This window comes from Paenibacillus sp. IHBB 3054 (assembly GCF_051594305.1).
GTDB lineage: Bacteria > Bacillota > Bacilli > Paenibacillales > Paenibacillaceae > Paenibacillus_AQ.
The window spans coordinates 45252-69976 of record NZ_JBOFBG010000020.1 but is presented as its reverse complement, the minus strand read 5'-3'; the positions used below and the strand labels follow the sequence as shown (position 1 = coordinate 69976).

Genomic DNA, 24725 nt, shown 5'->3' with positions numbered 1-24725 from the left:
CGCAGTCGGTTCATGTCGAAACTGTAGGAGGCGATAAGCCTTTAAAACATGAGTAGGATACACTTATCCGGTTAACCTTTATTTTCTTATACATTTTGAGAAGGAGCTGTCCCATTTGCAGAGAAGCCTGCTTATGGGACTACCTCTTCTTTTTCTAACCTTCATCGGATTCGGGTTTTTCGCCGTATTCTTTACCGAAGTCCTCCATCTTCTCAAGGATTGGCAGTAATTTGATTCCCTTGTCCGTTAACGAATACTCTACTCTCGGGGGAACTTCCGGATAAACATCACGTTTAATAACTCCATCGTTCTCAAGCTCCTTAAGCTGCATTGTGAGAGAGCCTTGTGATAAACCTCCAAGAAATTTTTTTATATTTGTATAACGGCGGTTTTCTCCTTTTAGATACCATAATATAAAATATTTCCAACGTCCTGAAAGAACGTTTTGGGTAAAGGCTATCGCGTACATATCCCTTTTTTCATCCATAAATTCTTTATCAAATCCTTCATTACAGACCCTCATTGATATCACTCCTAATCTTAAGGTACAAAAAGTTGTACTATGTTCATTTATATTGCCCTCTTTGCAAATGAACATAATGACTTTATGATTGTGTCAACAAACAAAAACAATTAATTTTAGTTTACCTAAAATGCGAAAGGATAATGTCCTTGTTTTCGTTTTATAGTTAGTAAGCTAAATAAATATAACACGGAAAGGAGTTACTGATAAGTGAATACAGGAAATAGACTAAAACTTTCGATTTTAGACTTTGTTCATATTATACCGGGAATTACTTTTCGGTGGAGGGACCATTAAATATTAGTCGATCTCGACAAGGCAGACCGGTCATCTTTCAAGCCGGTACCTCCTCGGAATTTATGGATATAGCTGCAAAGCATGCCGAAGTCATCATGGCGCCTGGAGATCAGTTGGAATATCTCAAGGCATTCACTGCTGAACTTAAACGTAAAGTGCAAAATCAAGGGCGTTCACCAAACGACCTACTGATGATGCCTTCTCAAAATCCCATCGTTGGTGAAACGGAAAAAGAGGCCTTAGAAAAGCTAAGGGAAATCGAATCATGGATGCCTAAAGGTTATAGAGTGCCAAAGCCTCAATTAATGGGATCTGCGGAGAAGGTTGCCGAAACAATAGAACATTGGTATCACGAAGGTGTCATGGATATCTTGCTGATTAGACAAGATCATCCAGCAGGATTTGAGGACTTTATTAAATTGGTTGTACCTATATTGCAAGATAAAGGCATATTTCGAAAGGAATATGAGGAGGACACACTTCGGGGGAATTTATTTATGAAAAACCGAATTACACAATTACTGGGAATAGAGCACCCTATTATTTCAGCTGCAATGACATGGGTAACCTCTGCGGAATTTGTTGCAGCAGTATCAAGTGCAGGTGGAATGGGCGTATTGGGGCCAAATGCTGGCCAAACCGAAAAAGCGACGAGTGCAGAAGATATGGCAGACCGGCTAACCAAAGAAATTCGCAAGGTAAAAGCATTAACGAATAAACCATTTGCAGTAAATTACATTTTCCCGATGGGAGGGGCTACAGAAGACCCGTTTACTAATGCAGTTTTTGATGTATTGGTAAAAGAAGATGTGAAATACGTTATTGCCATTGGACAAAATGTGGTCGATCGGGAACTGAAACGGCTTAAAGAACATGACATTAAGGTAGTTTACAGAGACTTAAGCCCAACCGTAGAAAAACTTGTAGAAGCTGAAAAATCAGGAGTGGATGCACTTATCGTTACAGGTTATGAAGCTGGTGGCCATATGAGTGATTATAAAATTAGTACTCTTTCGCTTGTTCCACAAATCACTTCACTTGTAAAAATACCTGTTATTGCTGCCGGAGGGATTATAGATGGCCGGGGAGCGAAAGCAGCACTATCTATGGGTGCAGAAGGTGTATATATGGGGACAAGGTTCATAGCGACTAAGGAAAATCCGGCTAGTATAGAAACAAAAAAAGCCATCATTAAGGTGAAAAGTGAAGAGTTTATTGAATTTAAATCAGGTACAGGACATTTGAGAACCATTCCTACAGAAGCGGGCAAAAAAGCGTTAGAACTCATTAATCAAGGAAAGCATGCAGAAGCATACAAATATTATGGAGAAGGGTTCAAAATAGGAATGTTAGATGGCGATCTGGTTAATGGGACCATAAGTGTATCTGAATCAGCCGGTGGCATTCAGCAAATACTAACGTGTCAAGAAGTGATTGATGAAATTGTTAAATCAATCTCTTTTGACCAGAAGGAAGCTCACCCTAAATTAATTTGACACATCAAAATCGTCATGATATAGTTAGCCCGCTAAATAACATTCAAGGGATGATGAATTAATGACAGATCAAATGGATTGTGATATTCGTCAGTCGTTAGATCGAATTTCCTCCCAAATGCGTCGAGATTACAGCGAATCTCTAAGAGAGCTTAACCTTTATGTTGGCCAAGATAATTTACTGTATCGCTTGTGGTTAGGCGATGGGATAACACAAATGCAACTAAGTGAACATTTAAAATGCGAACCTCCTACGGTAACGAATATGGTCAAATCATTAGAGCAAAATGGATTTATATACCGCAAACGTGATGAGCAAGATGCAAGAGTTATGCGAATTTATCTTACAGACAAAGGAAAAGAATTAGAAGCCCCGGTTGAAATCAAATGGAAAGCACAACAGGAAAAATTACTACATTCTATTTCTATGGAAGATCGCTTTATACTAGGACGATTAATGAAAATGATGGAGAACAATTTATTATGAGTTCTCCATCTTTCGGAATATATTTAGTAGGCTAAATAATATTTGTGATTTATCATCACAATGATAAAGGGTGCATTATTATTGGGCTGTATTCCATATGTGTAATCACCCGAAAAATTCAAAATAAGGGAGATGTTTTACATTGAGTAAAAAAATTCGTACAGGAATTATAGGTGCTTCAATTAATAACGGATGGGCAAGCGGTACACATATTCCAGCCATTGAACACTTGAATGAGTTTGAGCTTACGGCAGTTGGGACAAGTAATATGGAGAGTGCGAAGAAGAGTGCAGAAGCTTTCCACGCAGATCACGGATTTGATAACATGAAGGATTTGGCAGAGCATCCTGATGTGGACATGGTAGTCGTCAGTATTAACGTCAAGGAACATTATAATGCCGTTAAAGCCATTGCGCCTGCGGGAAAACCGATATATTGTGAATGGCCACTCGGATCAAATACGGGTGAAGCGCTTGAAATGCAGGAGTGGGCAGCGTCCAGCCAGTTGCCAAATGCAATTGGATTACAAGGCAGACAGGCCCCAGCCATCAATTATGTGAAAGATTTATTGGTGGAAGGCTATGTTGGAAAAGTCTTGTCAGCCAATTTAAAGATATCTTTGGATGGGATGGGGGGAGTGGCGGATAAGGCTACTGCGTACTTATTTGATCGGAAGGTAGGAGGGAACTTGCTCACTATTGTAGGCGGACATAATCTGGATGCATTTACCTACATGCTTGGGGACTTTACAGAACTTTCTGCTGTCACAGCACAACAGTTTCCTGAAGTCGAATTGGTGGATATCCATAAATTCATTAAGAAGACGACGGATGATCAAATACTGATTACAGGAAAATTGACTAACGGTGCAGCAGCCAGCGTTCATATTCAAGGTGGAGTCAAACATCAGACAGGACTTACACTTGAAATCTTCGGAGATAAGGGCACAATCGTGTTGAGTGCGCCAGCTTCGATTCAATTCGGATCACATCAATTACGGGGAGCAGGGTCTATGGACCAAGAGTTACATGAATTAACAATTCCCGCTTCATATTACTGGGTACCGGATTCCCTTAAGAATGACTCGGGATTTGTTCTGAATATCGCTCAGGCTTACCATAAGTTTGCCCGAGACATCCAGGAAGGAACATCCTTGACACCAAGTTTCGCAGATGCGGTCAAACTTCATCAGTTACTTGATGCAGTGGAGCAAGCAGCACAAACTGGAGAACGGCAGTATATATAACACTTTAGAATGTATGCTGAAAGGACTGCAATTATTAAGCGGTCCTTTCCTTTTAAGAAATAGAAAGGATCAGTACAACTGTATATAGATACAGTACACCCCAGCCAGGGGATTAACGGAATGAGGAATTTCACTTCCAGCAAACTGTGAAATAAAGGGGTAATCACTCGAATTGACAATAATATTTGACAAAAGCTTCTAGTGAAAATATATTATATAGTAAGTAATCGTTTACTTCAATGAACACATTGGGAATAACAATTGAGGTATCGGATATGCTTAATGCGAAACGAGACAGGTGTAATTTAGATGACTGAAAAAAAGAATGTCAGTATTAAAGATGTGGCTTTAAGGGCTAATGTATCTACAGCTACTGTTTCACATGTCATTAACGGAACGCGGTTTGTATCCAATGAGACGAAACAGAAGGTGAATCTTGCAATGAATGAGTTGAACTTTCGAATCAATTCGGTAGCCCGCTCACTGCGCAGCCGCAAGTCGTATATTATTGCGTTTCTTGCACCGATCCTTGCTTCAGAAACTTCCAACTTTTACTTTATGTCGGTAGCAGCCGGAGTTCAAAGCGTATTGAAACAAAGGGGCTATCACCTGATCTTGAGTGACTCCAGTGACAATGTTGAAGTGGAAAATAAAGAAATCGGGATGTTTGATTCACAAATGATTGACGGACTGATCGTGGCTCCGGCCAGCAGGGATTGCGATTACGAGTGTTTGTTCGGAGATTATCCGGTGGTCTATATTGATAGAGTCCCTAATCATTGTGAACGAGATTCCGTACTCATTGACAACAAAACTGCGACTAAGGAAGCAATACAAAGGATTCTAGACAAAGGCCACCAAAGAATTGCTTTTTTATCCGGCCCCCTTTCGGTTACGACAACGATTGAACGGTATGAGGGTTTTTCTGAAACATTGATGAATGCAGGTCTTGAATTGGATGATTCGTTGATTTGTTTTGGAGAAGTGAGCTTTGAGAACGGATACAGAAACATGGGGGATTTGCTGGAGATGAATCCAACAGCTATTTTTGTGACGGATAATGTGATGGCAATGGGCGCGATGACGTATCTGCAAGACCATTCGATTCGTATACCGGACCAGTTAGCCGTTGTTGGCTTTGATGATTTTCAGTGGACTCGGGTCACTCATCCGCCGTTAACCGTTATTCAACAGCCGTCATACCAGCTGGGTGTAAAAACTGCTGAAGTGATATTGCAGAGAATTGAAGATGGCACTTCTGGAAAAGAGGAACATCGCTTAGATGCCAATTTGATAGTCAGACAATCGCTCTGACTTTTTTTTATATTTTACGTAATCGATTACGTATGGATTAATTCAGAGAGTGTCTGTATACAATTGCTTCTTTTGATTGTCAATTATTTTTTAAAGTATTTTGTAAGCGCTATTATCATAGGTGTGGTTGCCGGAAATCAATCTGAGAGGTGGTGAGGCCTACAGATAATATTTGAATTTAAACTTGCAGTTCTTGAAGGGAGACGATTAAAAGTTCTTTGCCAAGTATGAAGGAGAACTTATGTGAAAAGTGGGAGGGTGTTTTGTGAACAGAAAAGTAAAATTGATTCGAGTAATGGCAAGTTTGCTTGCTGCGTTGTTAATGATGCCTTATGGAATCTATACACCTAAAGCCGAAGCTGCAACTACTAAAATTGCAGAATGGAACTTTAATGAGGGAAGCGGAAAAACGACAAAAGAAAACATCAGCAATTCTATTGATTCTATCAATTATGTTTTCAATAATGCAGTTTACAAGCCTTCAAGTGATCCGATATGGCGTAATGACGGGATTTCCGACAAGGCCTTGCAATTTGACGGATACTCGAACTGGGTGACACACCCTCCGATCACCACTTCTTCTCAGAGTATGACAATTGAAGCCTGGGTTGCTCCTAGAGCCTATGAATGGGGTGACAACGGCGCTCTCTCAGCTATCATCAACCAGCACGATAAATCCGGAAGACAGGGGTTTGTCCTTGGGATGTTCCGACATGGAACATGGTCGTTTCAAATCGGCTCGGGTGGGCAATGGTATGAGGTTTGGTCCTATGAGCCAATACCCAGAAATGAATGGTCTCATCTTATTGCAACTGTCGACGGAGCGGCTGGCACAATGAAGCTGTTCCTCAACGGCCGTCAAGTGGCTAAGAGCAGTATCCCTTCAAGTTCCACAATCACACCTTCAGGGAATCAGCTATTGATTGGAAAAAACAATCAGAGTACCCAACTTGGCGTATTTCCTTTAAATATGTTTAACGGACTCATCGATGAAGTGAAAATATACAACGGAGCCTATACAAATGCTGAAGCAGAGAACTCCTATCAGAGCTACATGTCAAAGCTAGGAGAAAACTTGCCGACACCAAACCTCAGTTTTGACCGGAGCGTCTATGACGGTGACCGCTATCGCCCCACATATCATGCTATTGCACCGGGTCACTGGATGAATGAACCTCATGCACCGCTGTATTATAATGGACAATACCATTTGTTTTATCAGAATAACCAGCATGGACCTTATTGGCATAATATGCAGTGGGGGCACTGGGTCAGCGATGACATGGTGCATTGGAGAGACTTGCAGCCTGCCTTATCGCCAGAATTGTTCAAGGTAGATCCCGATGGTGATTGGACTGGAAGCGCAGTCATTGACGATTCAGGGAATCCTACTCTTTTCTTAACTGCCGGCAATGATTCAAGAGCGTACCTTAACAGCAATCAAAATGTGGGGGTTGCCCGCAGTACGGTTCAGACGGATGGGGATAACGATTTGAAGAAATGGGTAAAAGAGCCCAAACTGGCAGTTGCCCAGCAATACGGGAAATTCGGTGAATTCAGAGACCCGTATGTGTTCAAAGATGGTTCAACCTGGTTTATGCTGGTAGGAACGGGTTACGATGGTCAAGGTGGATCTGCAGCTGTCTACTCCACAACGGACCCTAATCTGATGAATTGGACCTATCGCGGCCCAATCTATCAAACCAATCCGTCAACTTATCCGGAATTAGGCGGCGTATGGGAATTGCCGGTTATGATGTCTCTGGGAAGCGGCAAGCATTTGTTGGCAATCAGTCCGGTCGGAAGCGGAGCGAATGTGGAGGTGTACTATTGGATTGGTACTTGGAATGCTTCTACTGCAAAGTTCACACCTGATGATCCCAAGCCTCAATTAATGGATTTTGGGGACTTTCATTTTACAGGTCCAAGCGGGTTTGAAGATCCGCAAACAGGACGTAATATTATGTTCACGATTGCTCAAGGGGAAAGAAACTCCCAGGAAGAGTCAGACGCAGGATGGGCGCATAACGCAGGGCTTCCTGTAGAACTTTCGCTGCGCCCGGACGGTAAGCTGGGAATCAATCCAATTTCCGGGCTGCAGTCCTTAAGGGGTCAGCAACTTGTTAATATTACAACAGATACGAGTTTTGCTTCTGCCAATGCTGCGCTTTCTTCCATTCAAAGCGATACGGTTGAGATCGAAATGGAATTAAGCCGTGGTTCTGCTGACAGTGTGGGGATCAAAGTCAGAAAATCTCCTAACAGTGAAGAAGAGACATTAATCTATTACAAAAACAGTAATAAAGAATATGGCGTTGACCGTACCAAAACCATTGCAGGTCAAAATAAAGGCATCCAAAAGGGTACTATAGATATCGGTAGTGAAAATGTCAAACTACACGTCTACCTGGATAAATCTATGGTGGAATCTTACTTGAATGGACTTAAATCCATTACCACACGTACTTATTCTATCAGAACAGATGCAAAAGGCATTCAACTATGGGGAGATGCAAACACCAGTTCAATTGTTGTGAAGTCACTGAAAGTTTGGGCAATGAATTCCGCATATACCCCTGTGGCAGTCAGTGGGGTCAGCCTGAGTCCTGCAAGTCTAGAGGTAACGGTAGGCGGCAAAAAAACGCTTAATGCTACTGTTGCACCAGCAAATGCAACGAACAAAGATGTGATATGGAATTCCAGCAACACGTCGGTCGCGTCGGTGGTTAATGGAGTAGTTACCGGAAAATCTGGAGGGACTGCAACTATTACAGCCAAAACAAGAGACGGCGCAAAAATTTCTTCAAGTACAGTTACTGTAATTGCTCCTCCGGCATCTGTAACTATTACGAATTATGGATTTGAAAGCGGTAACTTAAACGGTTGGATCGTAGAGAGCGGAACGGCTTTTTCCAATTCGGGGGTTACAAATACAACGACATTCGGGAATAACCAACCGTTTAATCAAACTGGTGATTACCATTTTTGGGGGAATTTGAGTGGTGGAAATTCGGCAACAGGAGTATTAAAATCTAAAAGTTTTACACTCGGAGGTAATGGTCAGGTTAGTTTCTTGGTCGGCGGCGGTTCCGATATTGATAAATTGTATGTGTCCTTTGTTCGTGCTTCTGACGGCAAAGAGCTCTATCGATCAAGCGGACCGGGAAGCTATTGGAATTGGCCGAGTACCAAAGGAGTTACGGAAGGGTACACGAAGAGATCCTGGGATGCTACCCAATATATAGGCACATCCATGTATATCAAAATAGTCGATGAGCGAACGGATGATTGGGGCCATATCAATGTTGATGATTTTAACGTTCCAGTCCAAGGCGGACCAAGTGATACAGAGGCTCCAACAGCTCCAACGAATCTGGAAGCGACCGGGACAACCGAGGATTCTGTATCTCTGGGTTGGACGGCTTCTACGGATAATGTGGGAGTAACCGGCTACCTGATTTACCGGAATGGGGTACAAGTAGGTACGAGTACGACAGCAACCTATACAGATAGCGGACTAACAGCAAATACGTCCTATGCCTATACTGTCAAAGCCAAGGATGCTGTGGGAAATATCTCGGCAGCAAGCAACAGCGTGACAGCAACCACTCAAGCTGCACAGGTGCTCGGCAGTTTGACAAACCATGACTTCGAGAGCGGAAATCTGAGCGGATGGACTATTGTAAGTGGTAATGCGTTCAGTGATGCGGATGTTGTGGCAGATACGAACTGGGGATGGGGAGGGTCTTTTAATCAAAGCGGTGCGTACCATCTCTGGGGATTTAAGGATGGAGGAGATTCTCAGGTAGGTGTGCTGAAATCTGCGGCATTTACCCTTGGTGGCGACGGAGCCATTGATTTTCTGATTGGCGGAGGCAACGATATCAATAATTTATATGTTGCTTTGGTTCGGGCATCGGATGGCACTGAATTGATAAAAGCGACAGGCAACAGCAATGAAGCCTATAGCCGTATTACTTGGAATGCTGCTTCTTATGTAGGGACTACTTGCTATATCAAGATTGTCGACAATGCTACTGGCGGTTTTGGCCATATTAATGTGGACGAAGTAAACGTCCCGGTTCTTGTAAACTAGAATTAAAAAATGGTTAACAGGAGGATATAATAATGCGAGTAATAAATAAAACCAGAAAAATTACGATGTTTTGTTTGGTGTTTTGTCTGTTCCTGATCCCTAATATGGTCAGTGCTGCAACCGAAAATCTTAATGTCAGCAATGTTTTTCCAGGAGAAACACGTTACAGTCAGACCTTCACACCTAGCCGTGCGGATTTCCAAGCCATACTCAATGTAAACTCATTGTCTGGACTTTCGAGTGGCAGTAATCTTAAAGCAACAATTCAAAAATATAATCCATCTACCGGCCTGTTCGAGGATCGGGGGGATGTTTACATCTCCTCTAATGGGAGTTACACTTTCTATTCCACTGATAATGGAACACTTCACCGCCTCAAAGTAACAACGACAAGCAACTCATACGTTAGTTTCTATGCAACGATAAGCTACTAAGGGTTTGTGAAAAACGAGCAGGGATTTTTTCTCTGTTCGTTTTTTAATTTCAAAAACCGAATACGGAGTGATAGGAAAAAGAACTTCAAGGGGAAGAAAATTGATTGACAACGCTATCAAAAACGAATAAAATCATGTTATAAAATCGATTACGCAAACGATTACCTGCTTTTAAAACAAGGGTTTTGGCAAGTGTGGTTATATTTAAAACAAGTTTATTTATTTTAAATAATCGGAGCACATGTCAACTTTACCATTTGGAGCGGGGGAGCTTACAAAATTATAGAAAAAGCTCTTGTCTATTACGTAATCGTTTACATTGGAGATGGAGGAAAGTACATGCTTGGGAAAATGAAAAAGAATTATGAATTGTACCTATTGATTTTGATCCCAGTAGCCTATTTTACAATTTTTAAATATTGGCCTATGTATGGGGTACAAATCGCCTTTAAAGACTTTGTAGCTTCCAAAGGGGTCTGGGGCAGTGAGTGGGTAGGGTTAGAACATTTTCAACGCTTTTTTGAATCTTACAATTTTAAGCAAATCGTAGGAAATACTATTTTGCTAAGCTTGCTCAATTTGGCTATAGTTTTTCCCTTCCCCATTATTGTAGCCATTATGCTGAATCAATTGAGACAGCAGAGGATGAAAAAGTTCATTCAAACTGCGATTTACGCCCCGTATTTCATTTCAACTGTCGTACTGGTCGGAATGCTGTTCATCTTCCTGTCCCCTACCAGCGGCTTGGTTAATCATATTGTAACCGCCTTCGGCGGTGAACCGATTATGTTTATGGGAGAGGAGAAATGGTTCAGGCCTCTGTACATATTCTCCTCCGTTTGGCAGGAAACCGGATTTGCGTCAGTTATATATTTGGCTGCCCTAGCAGGGATCGACCCCCATTTGCATGAAGCGGCCGTTATGGATGGTGCTTCCAAGTGGCATCGAATTCGTCATATTGATTTACCGGGTATTGCTCCTACCATTATTGTTTTGTTCATCATGGCTGTAGGCAATCTAATGAACGTTGGATTTGAAAAAGCATTTCTTATGCAGACTGATTTGAATGTCGCTACCTCCGAAATTATTCCGACTTATGTATACAAGGTGGGGATTCAGCGAGCGGAATACAGCTTTTCGGCTGCAATCGGACTGTTTAACTCCGTGATAAACCTAATACTACTGGTCATTGTGAATAAAACAACCAAGAAAATAAGCGGCAAGGGCTTGTTTTAGGCGTGAAGAACGCCTGCTAAGAGGAGGAGAGAAACCATGTTAAAGAGAAAAACGAAGTCGGATCTGGCATTTGATATAATCAATTATTTGTTTCTAGGCTGCTTCACCTTAATGATTCTGTATCCCTTATATTTTATAGTGATCGCTTCTATCAGTGACCCAAACAAGATTTATTCCGGTGATGTATGGTTATTGCCGCAAAATATAACCTTTGACGGATATAAAAGGATTTTCAGCGACAGTTCAATATGGAACGGCTATAAGAATTCCATTCTCTATGCAGTACTGAATGGATTTGTCAGCACAACTCTTGTCATCATGGCGGCTTATCCGCTTTCGAGAAAAGATTTTTATGGCAGAAATGTAATTATGACCTTTTTCATCATTACCATGTTCTTTAATGGCGGCATTATTCCTACTTATCTGGTTGTAAAGGATCTGCATTTGATGAACTCAATGTGGGCAGTCATTCTCCCTGGTGCAATGGATGCATTCCTGATTATTATTGCAAAAACCTTTTTCGAGGAATTGCCTGAAGAGCTGAGAGAGGCAGCCGCCATTGATGGAGCGAGGAATCTTAGATATTTATGGAGCATTGTCCTTCCTTTATCTAAACCGATTATTGCAGTTCTTGTCCTCTTCGCTGTCGTACGCCAATGGAACGGATTCTTCGATGCTCTAATCTACTTGAGTGATGGTGATAAGTTTCCGTTGCAACTGGTTCTTCGCAACATTCTAATCCAAAGCCAACCGTCCGGGAATATGCTTATGGATATTGATAACATGCTGGCCAAACAGCGTGTGACGGAATTGATCAAGTTCGGAGTTATTATCGTTTCCGCAGTTCCGCTGTTAGCCTTATACCCGTTCTTGCAAAGATATTTTGTCAAAGGAGTAATGGTGGGTTCGGTGAAAGGGTGAGACCTAGCTTGTCAGATATTCGTTAAGGAGGTGTTGTGAAGCTGGATTAGAATGGGACTGGTTAATCCTAGATCACGAAGTATGAAATGAGCAGATTTAACAGGGAGGTTAAGAAGAATGAACAGAAAAGCTGTGGGTCTATTGGCAGCAATGATGGCCGTTTCCGTGTTTGCTACGGCATGTAACAGTAACAACAACAGCAACAATGGTAAGACAGGTACGAATACAGAGAATAGTGGAAATCAAGCGGATGACAGTGCATCCATTCAGTTTCCACTAAAAGAAAAAACCACCTTAAAGGTGGTTGCCCGCAGAGCTCCGCTGGCGCCAAGCGATTATAACGAAATGACCATGGCTAAAAAACTTGAGGAAATGTCAAATGTTCATATCGATTGGAATACCATTGTCGAGACAGATTACAACGAGAAGAAGAATCTGCTCATAGCAAGTGGCGACTTGCCTGAAATGTTCTTCGGAGCCGGTTTCACAGATACAGAGCTGATGAAATACGGTGAGGACGGCACCATTATACCTCTAAATGATCTGATTGACAAACACATGCCAAACTTGAAAGCTTTATTTGACAAGAGACCGGATATCAAAGCCGAAGTCACTGCTCCTGACGGCAATATTTATTCTCTTCCTGCAGGTGAGGAGTTAGGCGCCGGTCAAGAAGATATTGGTGCTAACCCGGATTTCCTCTATATAAATGAGGATTGGCTGAAAAAGCTGGGGCTGAAAATGCCAACCACTCTTCAAGAATATCATGATGTATTGCTTGCCTTTAAAACCAAAGATCCGAATGGCAACGGAAAAGCAGATGAAATCCCCTTATCCTTCGTCAATGCATTCTGGACGGGTGATATCGGTTATTTGTTCGGAGCCTTCGGTGTACCAGACAAAACCTATCAACCTGGTAACAACGCATATGCTGAACATTTAAATGTGGACAATGGCAAGGTTTCCTACGCAGCTATTCAGGATGGATATAAAGATGCTGTAAACGAGATCGCAAAATGGGTGAAAGAGGGGCTTGTTGATCCGGAATCCTTCACTCAAGAATATACGCAATATTATGCGAAAGGGAAGACTGAGCAGGAAACCCTAGGCTCTTTTCTCTGGTGGGATCATACGGACGTAGTGGGTCCTGAACGTGACAAACATTATCCGATCGTCCCTCCTTTTAAAGATATGGTTGTCAAATGGAACAGTGGTTCCGCACTTTCTAGAGGAGGTTCGGTTATTACGAAAGAAGCAAAGAATCCTGCATTGATTGCTGCGTGGTTGGATTTGATATACAAACCGGAAACCACTGCGGAAGTCCGTTGGGGCCCGATTGGCGAATGGTTTGAGAAATCTGCCGATGGCAAACTGGTACAGAAATCGGATATCAGCAATCCGGGGGAGTTCCGTCAAACCGTATCACTAGGTGGCGGCGGCGTATTCACTGGTGAAGACTTCGAAAACATTGCACCTCCGGAAGCACGGGCACAGCAAAGACTGGATGATATCAAAAATATTTTTGTACCTCAAATGCAGAAAGAAAAATACCCGAATATCTTCTTTTCAGAAGATGAGTTGAAGACTATTGAAAAGCTGAAACCAGAGATACAAACCTATACTAACTCCATGCGCGCCAAATTCATGTTGAAAGGGGTTTCTGACTCCGAGTGGAGCGATTATCTGGCCTCGCTTAAAGAAATGGGCTTGGATGATTTGATGAAGATCTATCAAGATGGGTATGACCGTTATCTCGCAGCTCGGAAATAAAATATTATAGGTAAGGCATGTAGCAAGCCTGAATGGAATGCCTTCACTCAGGCTTGCTACCTCTGTTTTCGGATTAGAATCGTATATATAAATGATAGACTAGGAGTGGAGAATCATATGGTTGATATTACAGCAATAGGAGAAGTATTAATAGATTTTACTCCTGCAGGTTTGTCCGGGAAAGGGGAGCAGCTATTTGAATGCAATCCTGGCGGGGCCCCTGCAAATGTGGTTGTTGTGTTGTCCAAACTTGGGAAATCCACGGCATTTATCGGCAAAGTCGGTGAAGACCAGTTTGGAGAATATCTTACTCGGATTTTGCTTGAAAATGGTGTTAATACAAAGGGTTTGGTGAAGGAAAGTCATGCCAATACAACGCTGGCTTTTGTCCATCTTAAAGAAGACGGCGACCGCTCATTCAGCTTCTACCGTAACCCTGGTGCCGATATGCTTTTAGGAATTGATGATATTGACCTGGAACAGATCAAAGATACGAAAATCTTTCATTTCGGCTCCGTATCAATGACTCATGAGCCTTCTGCGAGTGCAACCCTAAAAGCGTGTATCCAGGCGAAAGAGAATGGAGCTCTCATTTCATTTGATCCCAATCTGAGACCTGCGCTTTGGCTGGATTTGGAGCAGGCAAAAATCAAGATTAAAGAAGGGCTTGTTCTTGCGGATATTGTCAAAATTTCCGAAGAAGAACTTCAGTTTATTACGGGACTCACTGATTTGGAAGAGGGTACCCGTCAAATTCAGACACAATTCAAGGTGAAAGTGATCCTGGTGACCAAGGCTGAAAAAGGATGCTTTATTAGGTTCGGGTCCGGCTCCAAATGGGCGGATGTGCCCGGTTTCAAAGTGCATACCGTTGATACCACCGGAGCGGGAGATGCGTTCCTTGGCGGTTTCCTCTATCAGCTGCTCGAGAGAGGGTGTTGCATCGAGCAGATCAGGGATCAGGACTGGATCCCTATTGTCCACTTCGCTAACGCAGTGGGTGCTTTGGTAACGACACGAAAAGGAGCCATTCCGGCAATTCCAACCTATCAGCAGGTTACTAAATTAGTTCAGTCGGCAGGCGCGGATTTGTCCAAAGAATCCTACAGACCTCAATTCCATTACTCTCCACCGGCTATGTGGTTGAATGATCCAAACGGTATGGTCTACTTTGAAGGAGAGTACCATTTGTTGTACCAGCACCATCCCGAAAGCACCGTATGGGGTCCTATGCACTGGGGACATGCAGTGAGCAAGGATTTGGTGAACTGGGAAACACTTCCTGTAGCCTTGTCACCGGATCATAATGGTGCCATCTTCTCTGGAAGCGCAGTTGTGGATTGGAAGGATACTAGCGGATTATTTGATGGCGGGTCCGGCTTGGTGGCTATATTCACCCATGCGGATATATACCCGGATTCAGACAGACCGAGACAGCGTCAAAGCTTGGCGTACAGTAAGGACAAAGGCAGAAGCTGGACGCTCTACTCGGGAAATCCGATCCTGTCCGATACCGAAATCACCGACTTTCGTGACCCCAAAGTCTTCTGGATGGAGGAAGCCTGCGTCTGGATTATGGCGCTTGCATGTGGAGATCATATCCGCTTTTATCGTTCCGCTAACTTAAAGGATTGGGATTTTGCCAGTGAATTCGGGAAGTCGCAAGGCTCACACTACGGGGTGTGGGAATGCCCGGATCTATTTGAATTATCAATGGATGGGTCCAATCAGAAAAAATGGGTATTGATCGTAAGTATCGGAGACAATCCAGATTGTCCGGAAGGCTCCAAAACCCAATATTTCATTGGAAGCTTTGATGGCTGGGAATTTGTTAATGAGAATGCTCCTGATACAGTGCTGTGGTTGGATGAGGGACGGGATAATTACGCGGCAGTGTCTTGGTCGGATATTCCTGAAGAGGACGGGCGGCGTGTGATCATCGGATGGATGAGCAATTGGAGGTATGCCAATCAGACTCCTACTGCTTTCTGGCGAGGCGCAATGACTCTCCCCCGCGTCTTATCCCTGACCAGCCGGGACGGAAGTGTAGTTCTTACTCAAATGCCTGTCCAAGAAATAGAGCAGCTGCGGAAAGAATCACACTCCTGGAGTGATGTAGCGATTACACGGGAGGCCCCGTTTATTCACGAGACTAACGATGATCTGCTGGAGATTGAGACGGACATCGATATCCGCTCCGGAGACGAAGTTCATATCAAATTGAGGTCCTCCGGCCAGAGTGAGACGATTATCGGTTATGATCCTGTGCACGAGTGGTTGTTTATCGACCGATCAAAATCGGGTCTGACTGATTTTAACCCGTCATTTGCATGCAAGCATGGTGCCAGAGTAGTTCCAGAGAATGGAAGCATCAAGCTGCGTATCTGGCTGGATCGTAGTGTGGTTGAAGTGTTTGCGAATGATGGAATGGTTGCGCTGACCGATCAAATTTTCCCTGATGACCCGATTGAAAATGTATGGATAAGCACAGAGGCAGGGAGTGCCGAGCTAAATTCGCTTCACATCCATACTCTTCATTCCATTCATAAGCCCGAAGGCAGCACAGAACAGATATCAGGGAGGGTTAATGTATGAGCGAAATAAACGATAATCACGGGCTAATGATGTATTGGGCCTTTGATGAAGGAACCGGAGCAAGTGCGCTGGAGAGCGTATCCCAAATCAAGGATGACATTCATTATGTGTTTAATCAAGCGGAGTTTACCGAACCTTGTCCTCCCCAGTGGAGACAAGGAGCAATGGGAACCGGACTCTTGTTCGATGGTTACTCGACTTATATTGCCCATCCGATCAATGAAGGTTCGAATGGCGAACCGCAACATCTTTCTGCGCTAAGTATCGGAATATGGGTAGCACCTCGCTCCTATGAATGGGGGGAGGGAAATAAACTGGCCGCTCTTGTGAACCGCTACAACGTGGATCGCAAGCAGGGGTATCTGCTCGGCATGTTCCGTCACGGCTCCTGGTCCTTCCAAGTCGGACTCGAGGGAGGGGAATGGAAAGAGCTGTGGTCTCCTGAAGGCTATGAACTCCCCAAGAATGAATGGTCATACGTAAACGCCGTTTTCGACGGGAATCTAGGTGAAATCAAGCTGTATTTGAACGGCAGTGAAATCGCTTCGGCTGACCTGCCCCGCGGTTCCCGCCTGGTTGAAGCTGCTGACACGGATGTGCTTATCGGAAAGAATAACCATAGTGCCCTGCTGGCTGAAGTGTTCAGTCTTCAAATGTTCAGTGGTATGCTCGATGAGCTCAAGATCTATAATATAGCCCTAAGCGCGGAAGAGATAGCCGCTTCATATCGGCAAGTGCTGAATTCCCACGGAGGAGTGCACCCGCAATTAAAGTACGATGATATCAAGCTCGACAGAACGCCTCTGCTGCTGGACCGGCACAGACCGCAGTATCATGTCAGCCCGCCAGCCCATTGGATGAACGAACCCCATGCGCCTATCTATTTTGACGGGCAATATCACTTGTTCTATCAGCATAACCCGCTTGGACCGTTCTTTCATCAGATCCATTGGGGACATTGGGTAAGTAAGGATTTGGTGCATTGGCGTGATCTGCCCGTGGCCTTGGCACCTGAGAAAGATCAACTGTCACCAGACGGAGTTTGGTCGGGAAGCGCTAGCTATGATGCAGATGGCCTGCCTGTTTTGTTCTTTACAGCTGCCAATGATAGTGCTTCACCGAATCAGAGCGTGGCGCTCGCCCGCAGCACCTATTCCCGGGATAAGGACCCGGATCTTGTTCAATGGGTTAAACATCCGGAGCCACTCATTGTGCAGAAGAAAGGGATCGGTGCATTCGGCGATTTCCGGGATCCTTTTGTATGGAAGGATGATGAAGGCTGGTATGCTTTGGTCGGATCTGGAATCGAAGGCGGAGGTGGGGCAGCATTGGCGTTTGCCTCGCAGGATATGCTGAACTGGACGTACAAAGGGTCATTCTTTGAGGCGGATATTCAACAGTATCCTTATCTTGGACCTATCTGGGAGCTCCCTGTATTTCTTCCTCTGGGCAGCGACAAGCAAGGTGTGAGCAAGTATCTCCTGTTGGTCAGCCCTGTGGGAAAGGGAGCAGATGTCGAGGTGTTCTATTGGATGGGGCAGCTTGACAAGCAAAATCTATCGTTCCTTCCAGATCAAGCGGAGCCGCAATTGATAGATGTCGGCGATTTCCACTTTACCGGTCCAAGCGGAATGGTTGATCCGATGACGGGCAGAAACATCGTCTTTACAATCGCGCAGGGTGACCGTACATCTGAGCTTGAATACCAATCGGGTTGGGCCCATAACGGCGGCTTGCCGCTAAGTGTGTACTTGAGGGAAGATGGAAGGCTTGGAATCGAGCCGATTCAGGAGCTTCAATCATTGCGCGGCGAGAAGCGGCTATCGCTCCAGGACAAGTCATTAGCTGAGGCTAATACACTACTGGGGGACGTACAAGGTGACATGCTTGAGATTAAACTGGAGATTGAGCCAGGCAGTGCCTCTCAATTTGGAATCAAGATCCGGCGTACGCCGGATGGCGAAGAGGAAACCTTGCTGTATTATGATTTAAATCAGACAATGCTCTTGGCCGATCGGACAAAAACGACGCTGCATCCGGGAGAAAAGTGTAGTGGGATTCAGGGCGGTAATCTGGAGCTGCTAGGGGAAAATCTGAAGCTGCACATTTATTTGGACCGCTCCATGGTCGAAGCCTATTCTAACGGATTGAAAAGTTTGACGACCCGGGTGTATCCGAGCCGTAAGGATGCCTTGGGGCTTGAGATCTGGGGAAACGGGGAACCGCTAGTTAAATCCATGGAGATATGGGATATGCAATCCATTTGGTAGCAGGAGCGCTAAGGCGCTCCCTACCATATGGGTATTGCAACAACCCCTTAAGCTACTTGGCCTTCTCTAGATGGAAGCGCTTCATTCACGCCTCTCTTACTTCATGACTATGCATCCTTGTATAAGGAGAGCAATTTCAAAATTACGTATGAATACATGAATAAGAAATGACGAAGGAGGCTCTTTGATGAGAGAAGCCAAAAGAAGTAAAGCATGGATCTCCAGACTGGTTATAGGGGTTATGGTTCTTCAGCTTGTAACTCCCGGAATCTCGGCTGCAGCCGAAGCTGGAGTAGATGCTCGGGAGGCGTTCACCCCTAAGGCTGACGCAGGATTGTCGGTTACGGATGCGGTCTATCATATTCCCAAGGCTGACGAGGGGTTGTCAGTTACGGATACAGTCTATCAAATCCAGAATCCAAGCTTCGAAACTGGGGATATGTCAGGCTGGACGGTTGTCAGAGGCCAAGCGTTCGGTCAGGACAGTGTATCGGACGAAACAACTTGGTGGGCGGAACAAATCCCGTACAACCAGGAAGGGACCTTTCATTTAAACGGCTGGAAGCATGACGAGGCTGCGACAGGTGTGCTTCGTTCCAGCACCTTCGAGCTGGGCGGCAGCGGCTGGATCAGCTTCAAGCTTGGCGGTGCCAAAAATCCAAACAAGGCATATATAAATATCGTAGAAGCCGAGACGGGGCAAGTCATTGCCCGGTATGGCAATAGCGCCTTCGCTGACGTTGGCTTCCCGAATCCCGATCAGGGCTTGCGGCTTGCCAATATGGAGCAATATAAGGCGGATCTTTCCGAATATTTAGGTAAAAAGCTGTATGTGGAGATCGTTGACAATGCAACCTCGGATTGGGGCGTGATCTTTGCGGACGCCTTCTTCATGTACCATGAAGCCGAGCCGGCCGGAGGAATTGCTGCCACGGATATCAAGCCGGATTTCAAACGCTATCAAATCGAAAATCCCAGCTTTGAAACCGGGAACTTAACAGGCTGGACGGTTGTAGAAGGTGAGGCGTTTGGTCCGAACAGCGTGTCGGACGAAACAACCTATTGGGTTGAACAAATCCCGTATAACCAGGAAGGCACTTATCATTTAAACGGATTGAAGTATAACGAGACTGCGACAGGTAAGCTTCGTTCCAGCACCTTCGAGCTGGGCGGAACAGGCTGGATTACCTTCAGACTGGGCGGAGGCAAGCATACGGATCAAGTGTATGTGAGCGTCATCAATGCGGACACAGGTGAACTGATTGCCAGGTACGGCAACACCGAATTTAACGAGTCCGGGTTCCCGTATCCAGCACAGGGCCTGAGACTTGCGAATATGGAGCAGTATAAAGCCGATCTCTCCAAGTATATCGGGAAGAAGCTGTATGTGGAGATCGTCGATAATGGGCACGCGGATTGGGGAGTAATCTTTGCGGACGCCTTCCACACCTTCAATGAACTCGTACCGGAAGAAGGAGTCATGGCAGATAACATTATGCCGACTGAAATCCAGAATCCCAGCTTTGAAACCGGGAATTTAGAGAGCTGGACCGTTGAGGGCAACGCTTTTCAAGTGAACAATGATGCCCAAGCTGGTAAAGAAGGTAACTATTATGCCAAATCCTCCTTGGAAGGACAGGGCTCGATTACCTCCAATACCTTTACGCTTCGAGGGACCGGGACTATTAACTTCACTGTTTTAGACATCGTCAATCCGCAGGAAACCTACGTCGCATTATATGATGCCAGCACTAACACGTTGCTTGAGAAGACCGGGGATGTCAATGCGAATGAGAAGATTTCTTGGAAAATGCAGAAGCACTACAACAAGAGGCTTTATATCAAAGTTATCGATCAATCCAATCAAGCCCGTATCTCCGTTGACGCTTTTCAAGCGAATAGTACGGGAACCATTTTCTACATGAATCTTGATGAAGGCGTAGGAAAAAAGGCGCTTGAGGAAGTAAGCAATCTTGAGCATGATGTAAACTACGTATTTAATAACGCCAGATATATGGACTCCAAGGATCCAAGATGGACTCCGCGCGGAGTAAAAGGTGGCGCCTTGCTATTCGATGGATACTCAAATGATATCGAGGTCAACGCAAAGGATGCCGTTCCAGTAAGTGACGCGTTAACGCTTGAAGCTTGGGTCGCTCCGCGCAGCTACGAATGGGGAGACGGAAACAAGCTGTCTGCTATCGTGAACCAGTCCGATCAGGATAAGACGGAAGGTTTTGCTTTGGGAATGTACCGGCACGGTACATGGTCAATGCAGGTCGGAATTGGTGGACAATGGATTCAGGTATGGGTCAAAGACCATCCACTCGAAAAATACAAATGGAATTACGTAGCAGCTACGTTCGACAAAAAGGACGGAATCATTAAATTATATTTAAATGGTCAGGAAGTAGCTTCTCAAACAACACCTGTCAACGTTCCGATTACACCTTCTACGGAAGACCTGATTATCGGAAAAAACAATAGACCTGCAGAGTTTGCGGGATTGTTCTCCTACAATATGTTCAGCGGACTTATCGATGAAGTGAAACTGCAGAACAAAGCGCTCACGGGTCAAGAGATCCTTGCTGAATATGAGAGTGTGAAGGCGGTTCACGGCGGCGCGGTTCCGGAAATTCCAAATGGTGACATTGACGAGGATCCAAGTGTGTTCGACGGTGATCAGCACCGTCCGCAGTACCATGCGATGCCTCCGCAAAACTGGATGAATGAAGCGCATGCACCGATTTATTATAACGGCAAATACCATTTATTTTATCAGCATAACCCGCAAGGTCCATTCTGGCATCAAATCCACTGGGGACATTGGGTTAGTGACGATATGGTGCATTGGGAAAATGTGAGGCCTGCTCTTGCCCCCGAAGCGGGCACCCTTGATCCGGACGGCGCATGGTCAGGCAGTGCAGCGTATGATCGAGACGGAAATCCCGTTCTCTTTTATACCGCCGGCAATGACTCCCTGTCCCCGAACCAAAGAACAGGGCTGGCGACTCCGGCGGATTTGTCCGATCCCAATTTAGAGCAATGGGTGAAATATCCTGAACCGGTAACGGAGCAGAACGGGGAAGGCATCCATAACGAGTTTCGGGACCCATTTGTATGGTACGACGAAGAGGTAGATAAGTGGTATCAGTTAGTGACATCTGGTCTTCAAGACTTCAGCAGCGGTACAGCTTTGGTGTACGTGTCTGACGATATGCACAACTGGGAGTATAAGGGGCCTTTATATGTTAGTGACAGAAATCTTTATCCGGAGCTCGGTACGGTATGGGAACTGCCGGTATTATTGCCGTTAGGTGAGGATAGTACAGGACAACAAAAATACATTTTCATGGTTAATCCCCATGAGAAGCCGGAGCAGGTTCCTCCAGCTGACGATGTGCAAAGAGATGTTGAGGTCTTTTATTGGATTGGAACCTGGGATAGAGATAACTTCAAGTTTATACCTGACCAGGACGCCCCCTCCAAAATGGATGTGGGGGATGGTTATTTGACCGCAGAGAGCGGGATGGTTACACCTGACGGAAGAACGGTCGTATACTCCATGGTGCAAAATGTAAGAACGCCGCAGGCTGAATATCAAGCCGGATGGGCTCATAATCTGGCACTGCCAGTTTCCCTAAGCCTGGACGACCACGATAAATTGCGCATTGAACCAATTGAGGAATTGCAGAGTCTCCGAGATACTAAATTGGTTGATTTTGTAGACAAAAACTTGGAGGCCGCTAATCAATTGATCCAAAATGTCAAAGGTGACATGCTGGAGATTGTGATGGAAATTGATCCGGGCGAAGCCCAGAAATTTGGTCTCAAGGTGCGACGCTCCGATAACGGCCAGGAGGAAACGCTGATTTACTACGATAAGACAAACGGGACTTTCAATGTGGATCGCACTAAGAGCAGCATTGATCCGGATGTGCGTATGGACGGCATTCAAGGCGGATACGTGGATCTGGACGGAGAGAACTTGAAGCTCCATATTTTCCTCGACCGTTCGGTTGTTGAAGCCTTTGCCAATTACAAGAAAAAGCTGACAACCCGCGTCTACGTTGGCAGATACGACTCATTGGGCTTGCAGGTCTGGGGCGATAACGATATTACTGTCAAGTCGATGGAAGTATGGAATATGAATGCCTTAACGGGTGAACCGGCTGCTCCGGTCTATGTGCCTGATAACTGGGACAATTCGGTGTATAGAGATATTACGGATCTGCCTAACCATGATTTTGCTACAGGCGATTTAACAGGCTGGATCACAGAAGGAGACGCCTTCCAGGATGTCCATGTGACCGATACCCAGTTTTTCTGGGACACGATTTACTTCAATCCGTCGCATAAAATTCCGGGCGGCTATCATTTGTGGGGTTTCAACGAGGAAGCTGGCGGTGACAGCTTAACGGGAACGCTGAAATCGCAGAATTTCGTCCTTGGCGGGAACGGCAAGCTCAACTTCCTGGTCAGCGGCGGGCGTGATATCGATAAGCTGTATGTTGCGCTGGTCCGGGCATCGGACGGCAAAGAGCTGTTCAAAGAGACCGCGACCAATTATGAGGAGTATCAACGGAAAATTTGGAATGCTTCACAGTATATCGGCGAGGAGCTCTATATTAAGGTGGTTGATCAATCCACAGGCGGTTTCGGACATATTAACGTCGATGATTTCAATGTACCGGTTAAGGTGCAGAATCCGACTGATCCAACTGGCCCGACTGATCCAACCGGTCCGACTGATCCAACCGGCCCGACCAGTACAACCAGTCCTCCTAGTCAGACTGTAATTCCGGCAAGCAAACCGGAGAGTCAGCGCAGCCTGGCATTCGAGATGGCAAAGGGAGAGCGGCAAGTGCTGTTTCCTGTGACCATGGCGGCAAATGACGGCAAGAATGCTTTAAAAGTTAAAAACACAGATGTGGAAATCGAAGTTCCTGCAGAGGTATTAAAGGGATTACAGGCGCTGGTTACTGACAGCGAACTCAAACAGTCGAAAATCTCTTTTGAAATGGATGCATTATCTTCAGAGCAAAGTAAAGAGCTGCTTGCACAAGCCGGAAATAAGAATCATGCGGACATCTCAGCAATAGGAGAGGTCTACGACTTCAAATTGTCTATTGTGAAGGCCGATGGAACGATGCTTACACTTGAGAAATTTTCCAAACCGGTCACCATCAGGCTGAGTGCAAAGGAGAATTCCCGCCAGTATCTGACGGGCATTTATTACATCGCCGATGACGGCAGACTGGAGTATATGGGCGGAACCTTTTCAGGTGATAAATGGACGTCGAATGTGAGCCATTTCAGCAAGTTTGCCGTCTTTACTTATGACAAATCCTTTGAAGATGTTAATGCCTCTTATTGGGCCCATGACGTGATTAAAAGGATGGCTGCGAAGCAAATTGTCTTAGGTATAAGTGAAACGGAATTTGCACCGAAGCAAAAGGTGAGCAGGGCTGAATTCGCTTCCTTGATCACTCGTGCACTCGGAATAACAGCGGCGAACTCAACTGCATTCAAGGATGTTGAACCCACGAAATGGTACGCTTCTTCCATTGCCGCAGCATACGAAGCGGGAATTGTTACCGGAAGAAGCATAGATACCTCTGCACCGGAGGAAACCATAAGCCGTGAAGAAATGGCAGCCATGATTTACAAAGCGTATCTGTTCCATACAGGACAGAACGCTGCCGCTAATCGCTTGAGTAATTTTAAGGATGCCGGTACGATTAGCGGCTGGGCTGCAAATGCAGTCGCTGCCGTACAGGAGCTTGGCTTAATCAGCGGCCGTGGGAACCAAATGTTTATGCCGCATGAACATGTAAACCGTGCAGAAAGTGCACAAGTCATCTCGCTATTGCTTGACAAAGTCAATAAATAACTGCTAAAGGAAAGCCGGGGAAGCAAGGTGATGTTGCCTTCGCCATGACTCCGGCTTTCACTGTTTTATACCGAGTAAGCAAATGAGTAATATATATCTTACTAAGGAAGGAGTTCCCAGCATGACTGAATCTGAGCGAAAGCAGAG

At 45.0% G+C, this 24725-nt stretch carries 13 protein-coding genes and 1 pseudogene; 13 read left to right on the top strand and 1 reads right to left on the bottom strand.

Annotation, left to right across the window (positions count from 1 at the left end; translation table 11 throughout):
- Positions 1 to 154 precede the first annotated feature (154 nt).
- Positions 155 to 523 (bottom strand): winged helix-turn-helix transcriptional regulator, encoded by a 369-nt coding sequence (locus tag ACQ76X_RS20830; protein WP_438495735.1) that lies wholly within the window; start codon positions 521 to 523, stop codon positions 155 to 157.
- A gap of 272 nt (positions 524 to 795) precedes the next feature.
- On the opposite strand from ACQ76X_RS20830, the pseudogene ACQ76X_RS20825 reads away from it, so the two are divergent.
- The 13 genes and pseudogenes from ACQ76X_RS20825 to ACQ76X_RS20765 form a co-directional block, all read left to right on the top strand.
- Positions 796 to 1101, top strand: a pseudogene (locus ACQ76X_RS20825) (LLM class flavin-dependent oxidoreductase); the annotation flags it as partial.
- Positions 1090 to 2316, top strand: coding sequence for a nitronate monooxygenase (locus tag ACQ76X_RS20820; RefSeq protein WP_438495793.1), 1227 nt, complete (start codon positions 1090 to 1092; stop codon positions 2314 to 2316). The pseudogene ACQ76X_RS20825 and the gene ACQ76X_RS20820, both read left to right, overlap by 12 nt.
- A gap of 61 nt (positions 2317 to 2377) precedes the next feature.
- Positions 2378 to 2803 (top strand): MarR family winged helix-turn-helix transcriptional regulator, encoded by a 426-nt coding sequence (locus tag ACQ76X_RS20815; RefSeq protein WP_438495734.1) that lies wholly within the window; start codon positions 2378 to 2380, stop codon positions 2801 to 2803.
- A gap of 142 nt (positions 2804 to 2945) precedes the next feature.
- The gene (locus ACQ76X_RS20810; RefSeq protein ID WP_438495733.1) at positions 2946 to 4049 is read left to right on the top strand and encodes a Gfo/Idh/MocA family protein; all 1104 of its coding nucleotides are present in this window, start codon (positions 2946 to 2948) and stop codon (positions 4047 to 4049) included.
- A 309-nt stretch (positions 4050 to 4358) separates the two neighbouring features.
- Entirely contained in the window at positions 4359 to 5363 is a 1005-nt protein-coding gene (locus ACQ76X_RS20805) for a LacI family DNA-binding transcriptional regulator (RefSeq protein WP_438495732.1), read from the top strand.
- Positions 5364 to 5685: 322 nt separating this feature from the next.
- Entirely contained in the window at positions 5686 to 9459 is a 3774-nt protein-coding gene (locus ACQ76X_RS20800; protein ID WP_438495792.1) for a GH32 C-terminal domain-containing protein, read from the top strand.
- A gap of 32 nt (positions 9460 to 9491) precedes the next feature.
- Positions 9492 to 9893 (top strand): hypothetical protein, encoded by a 402-nt coding sequence (locus ACQ76X_RS20795; protein ID WP_438495731.1) that lies wholly within the window; start codon positions 9492 to 9494, stop codon positions 9891 to 9893.
- A 339-nt stretch (positions 9894 to 10232) separates the two neighbouring features.
- The gene (locus ACQ76X_RS20790) at positions 10233 to 11129 is read left to right on the top strand and encodes an ABC transporter permease (protein ID WP_438495730.1); all 897 of its coding nucleotides are present in this window, start codon (positions 10233 to 10235) and stop codon (positions 11127 to 11129) included.
- A gap of 36 nt (positions 11130 to 11165) precedes the next feature.
- The gene (locus tag ACQ76X_RS20785; protein WP_438495729.1) at positions 11166 to 12050 is read left to right on the top strand and encodes a carbohydrate ABC transporter permease; all 885 of its coding nucleotides are present in this window, start codon (positions 11166 to 11168) and stop codon (positions 12048 to 12050) included.
- A 117-nt stretch (positions 12051 to 12167) separates the two neighbouring features.
- A complete protein-coding gene (locus ACQ76X_RS20780; protein WP_438495728.1) occupies positions 12168 to 13820 on the top strand; it encodes an ABC transporter substrate-binding protein in 1653 nt (550 codons plus the stop codon).
- 117 nt (positions 13821 to 13937) lie between these two features.
- Positions 13938 to 16415: a PfkB family carbohydrate kinase gene (locus tag ACQ76X_RS20775; protein WP_438495727.1), complete on the top strand. Its 2478-nt coding sequence runs from the start codon at positions 13938 to 13940 to the stop codon at positions 16413 to 16415.
- Positions 16412 to 18685: a GH32 C-terminal domain-containing protein gene (locus ACQ76X_RS20770; RefSeq protein WP_438495726.1), complete on the top strand. Its 2274-nt coding sequence runs from the start codon at positions 16412 to 16414 to the stop codon at positions 18683 to 18685. Before ACQ76X_RS20775 ends, ACQ76X_RS20770 begins: the two co-directional genes overlap by 4 nt.
- Before the next feature lie 187 nt (positions 18686 to 18872).
- Positions 18873 to 24578, top strand: coding sequence for a GH32 C-terminal domain-containing protein (locus tag ACQ76X_RS20765; RefSeq protein WP_438495725.1), 5706 nt, complete (start codon positions 18873 to 18875; stop codon positions 24576 to 24578).
- Positions 24579 to 24725 lie beyond the last annotated feature (147 nt).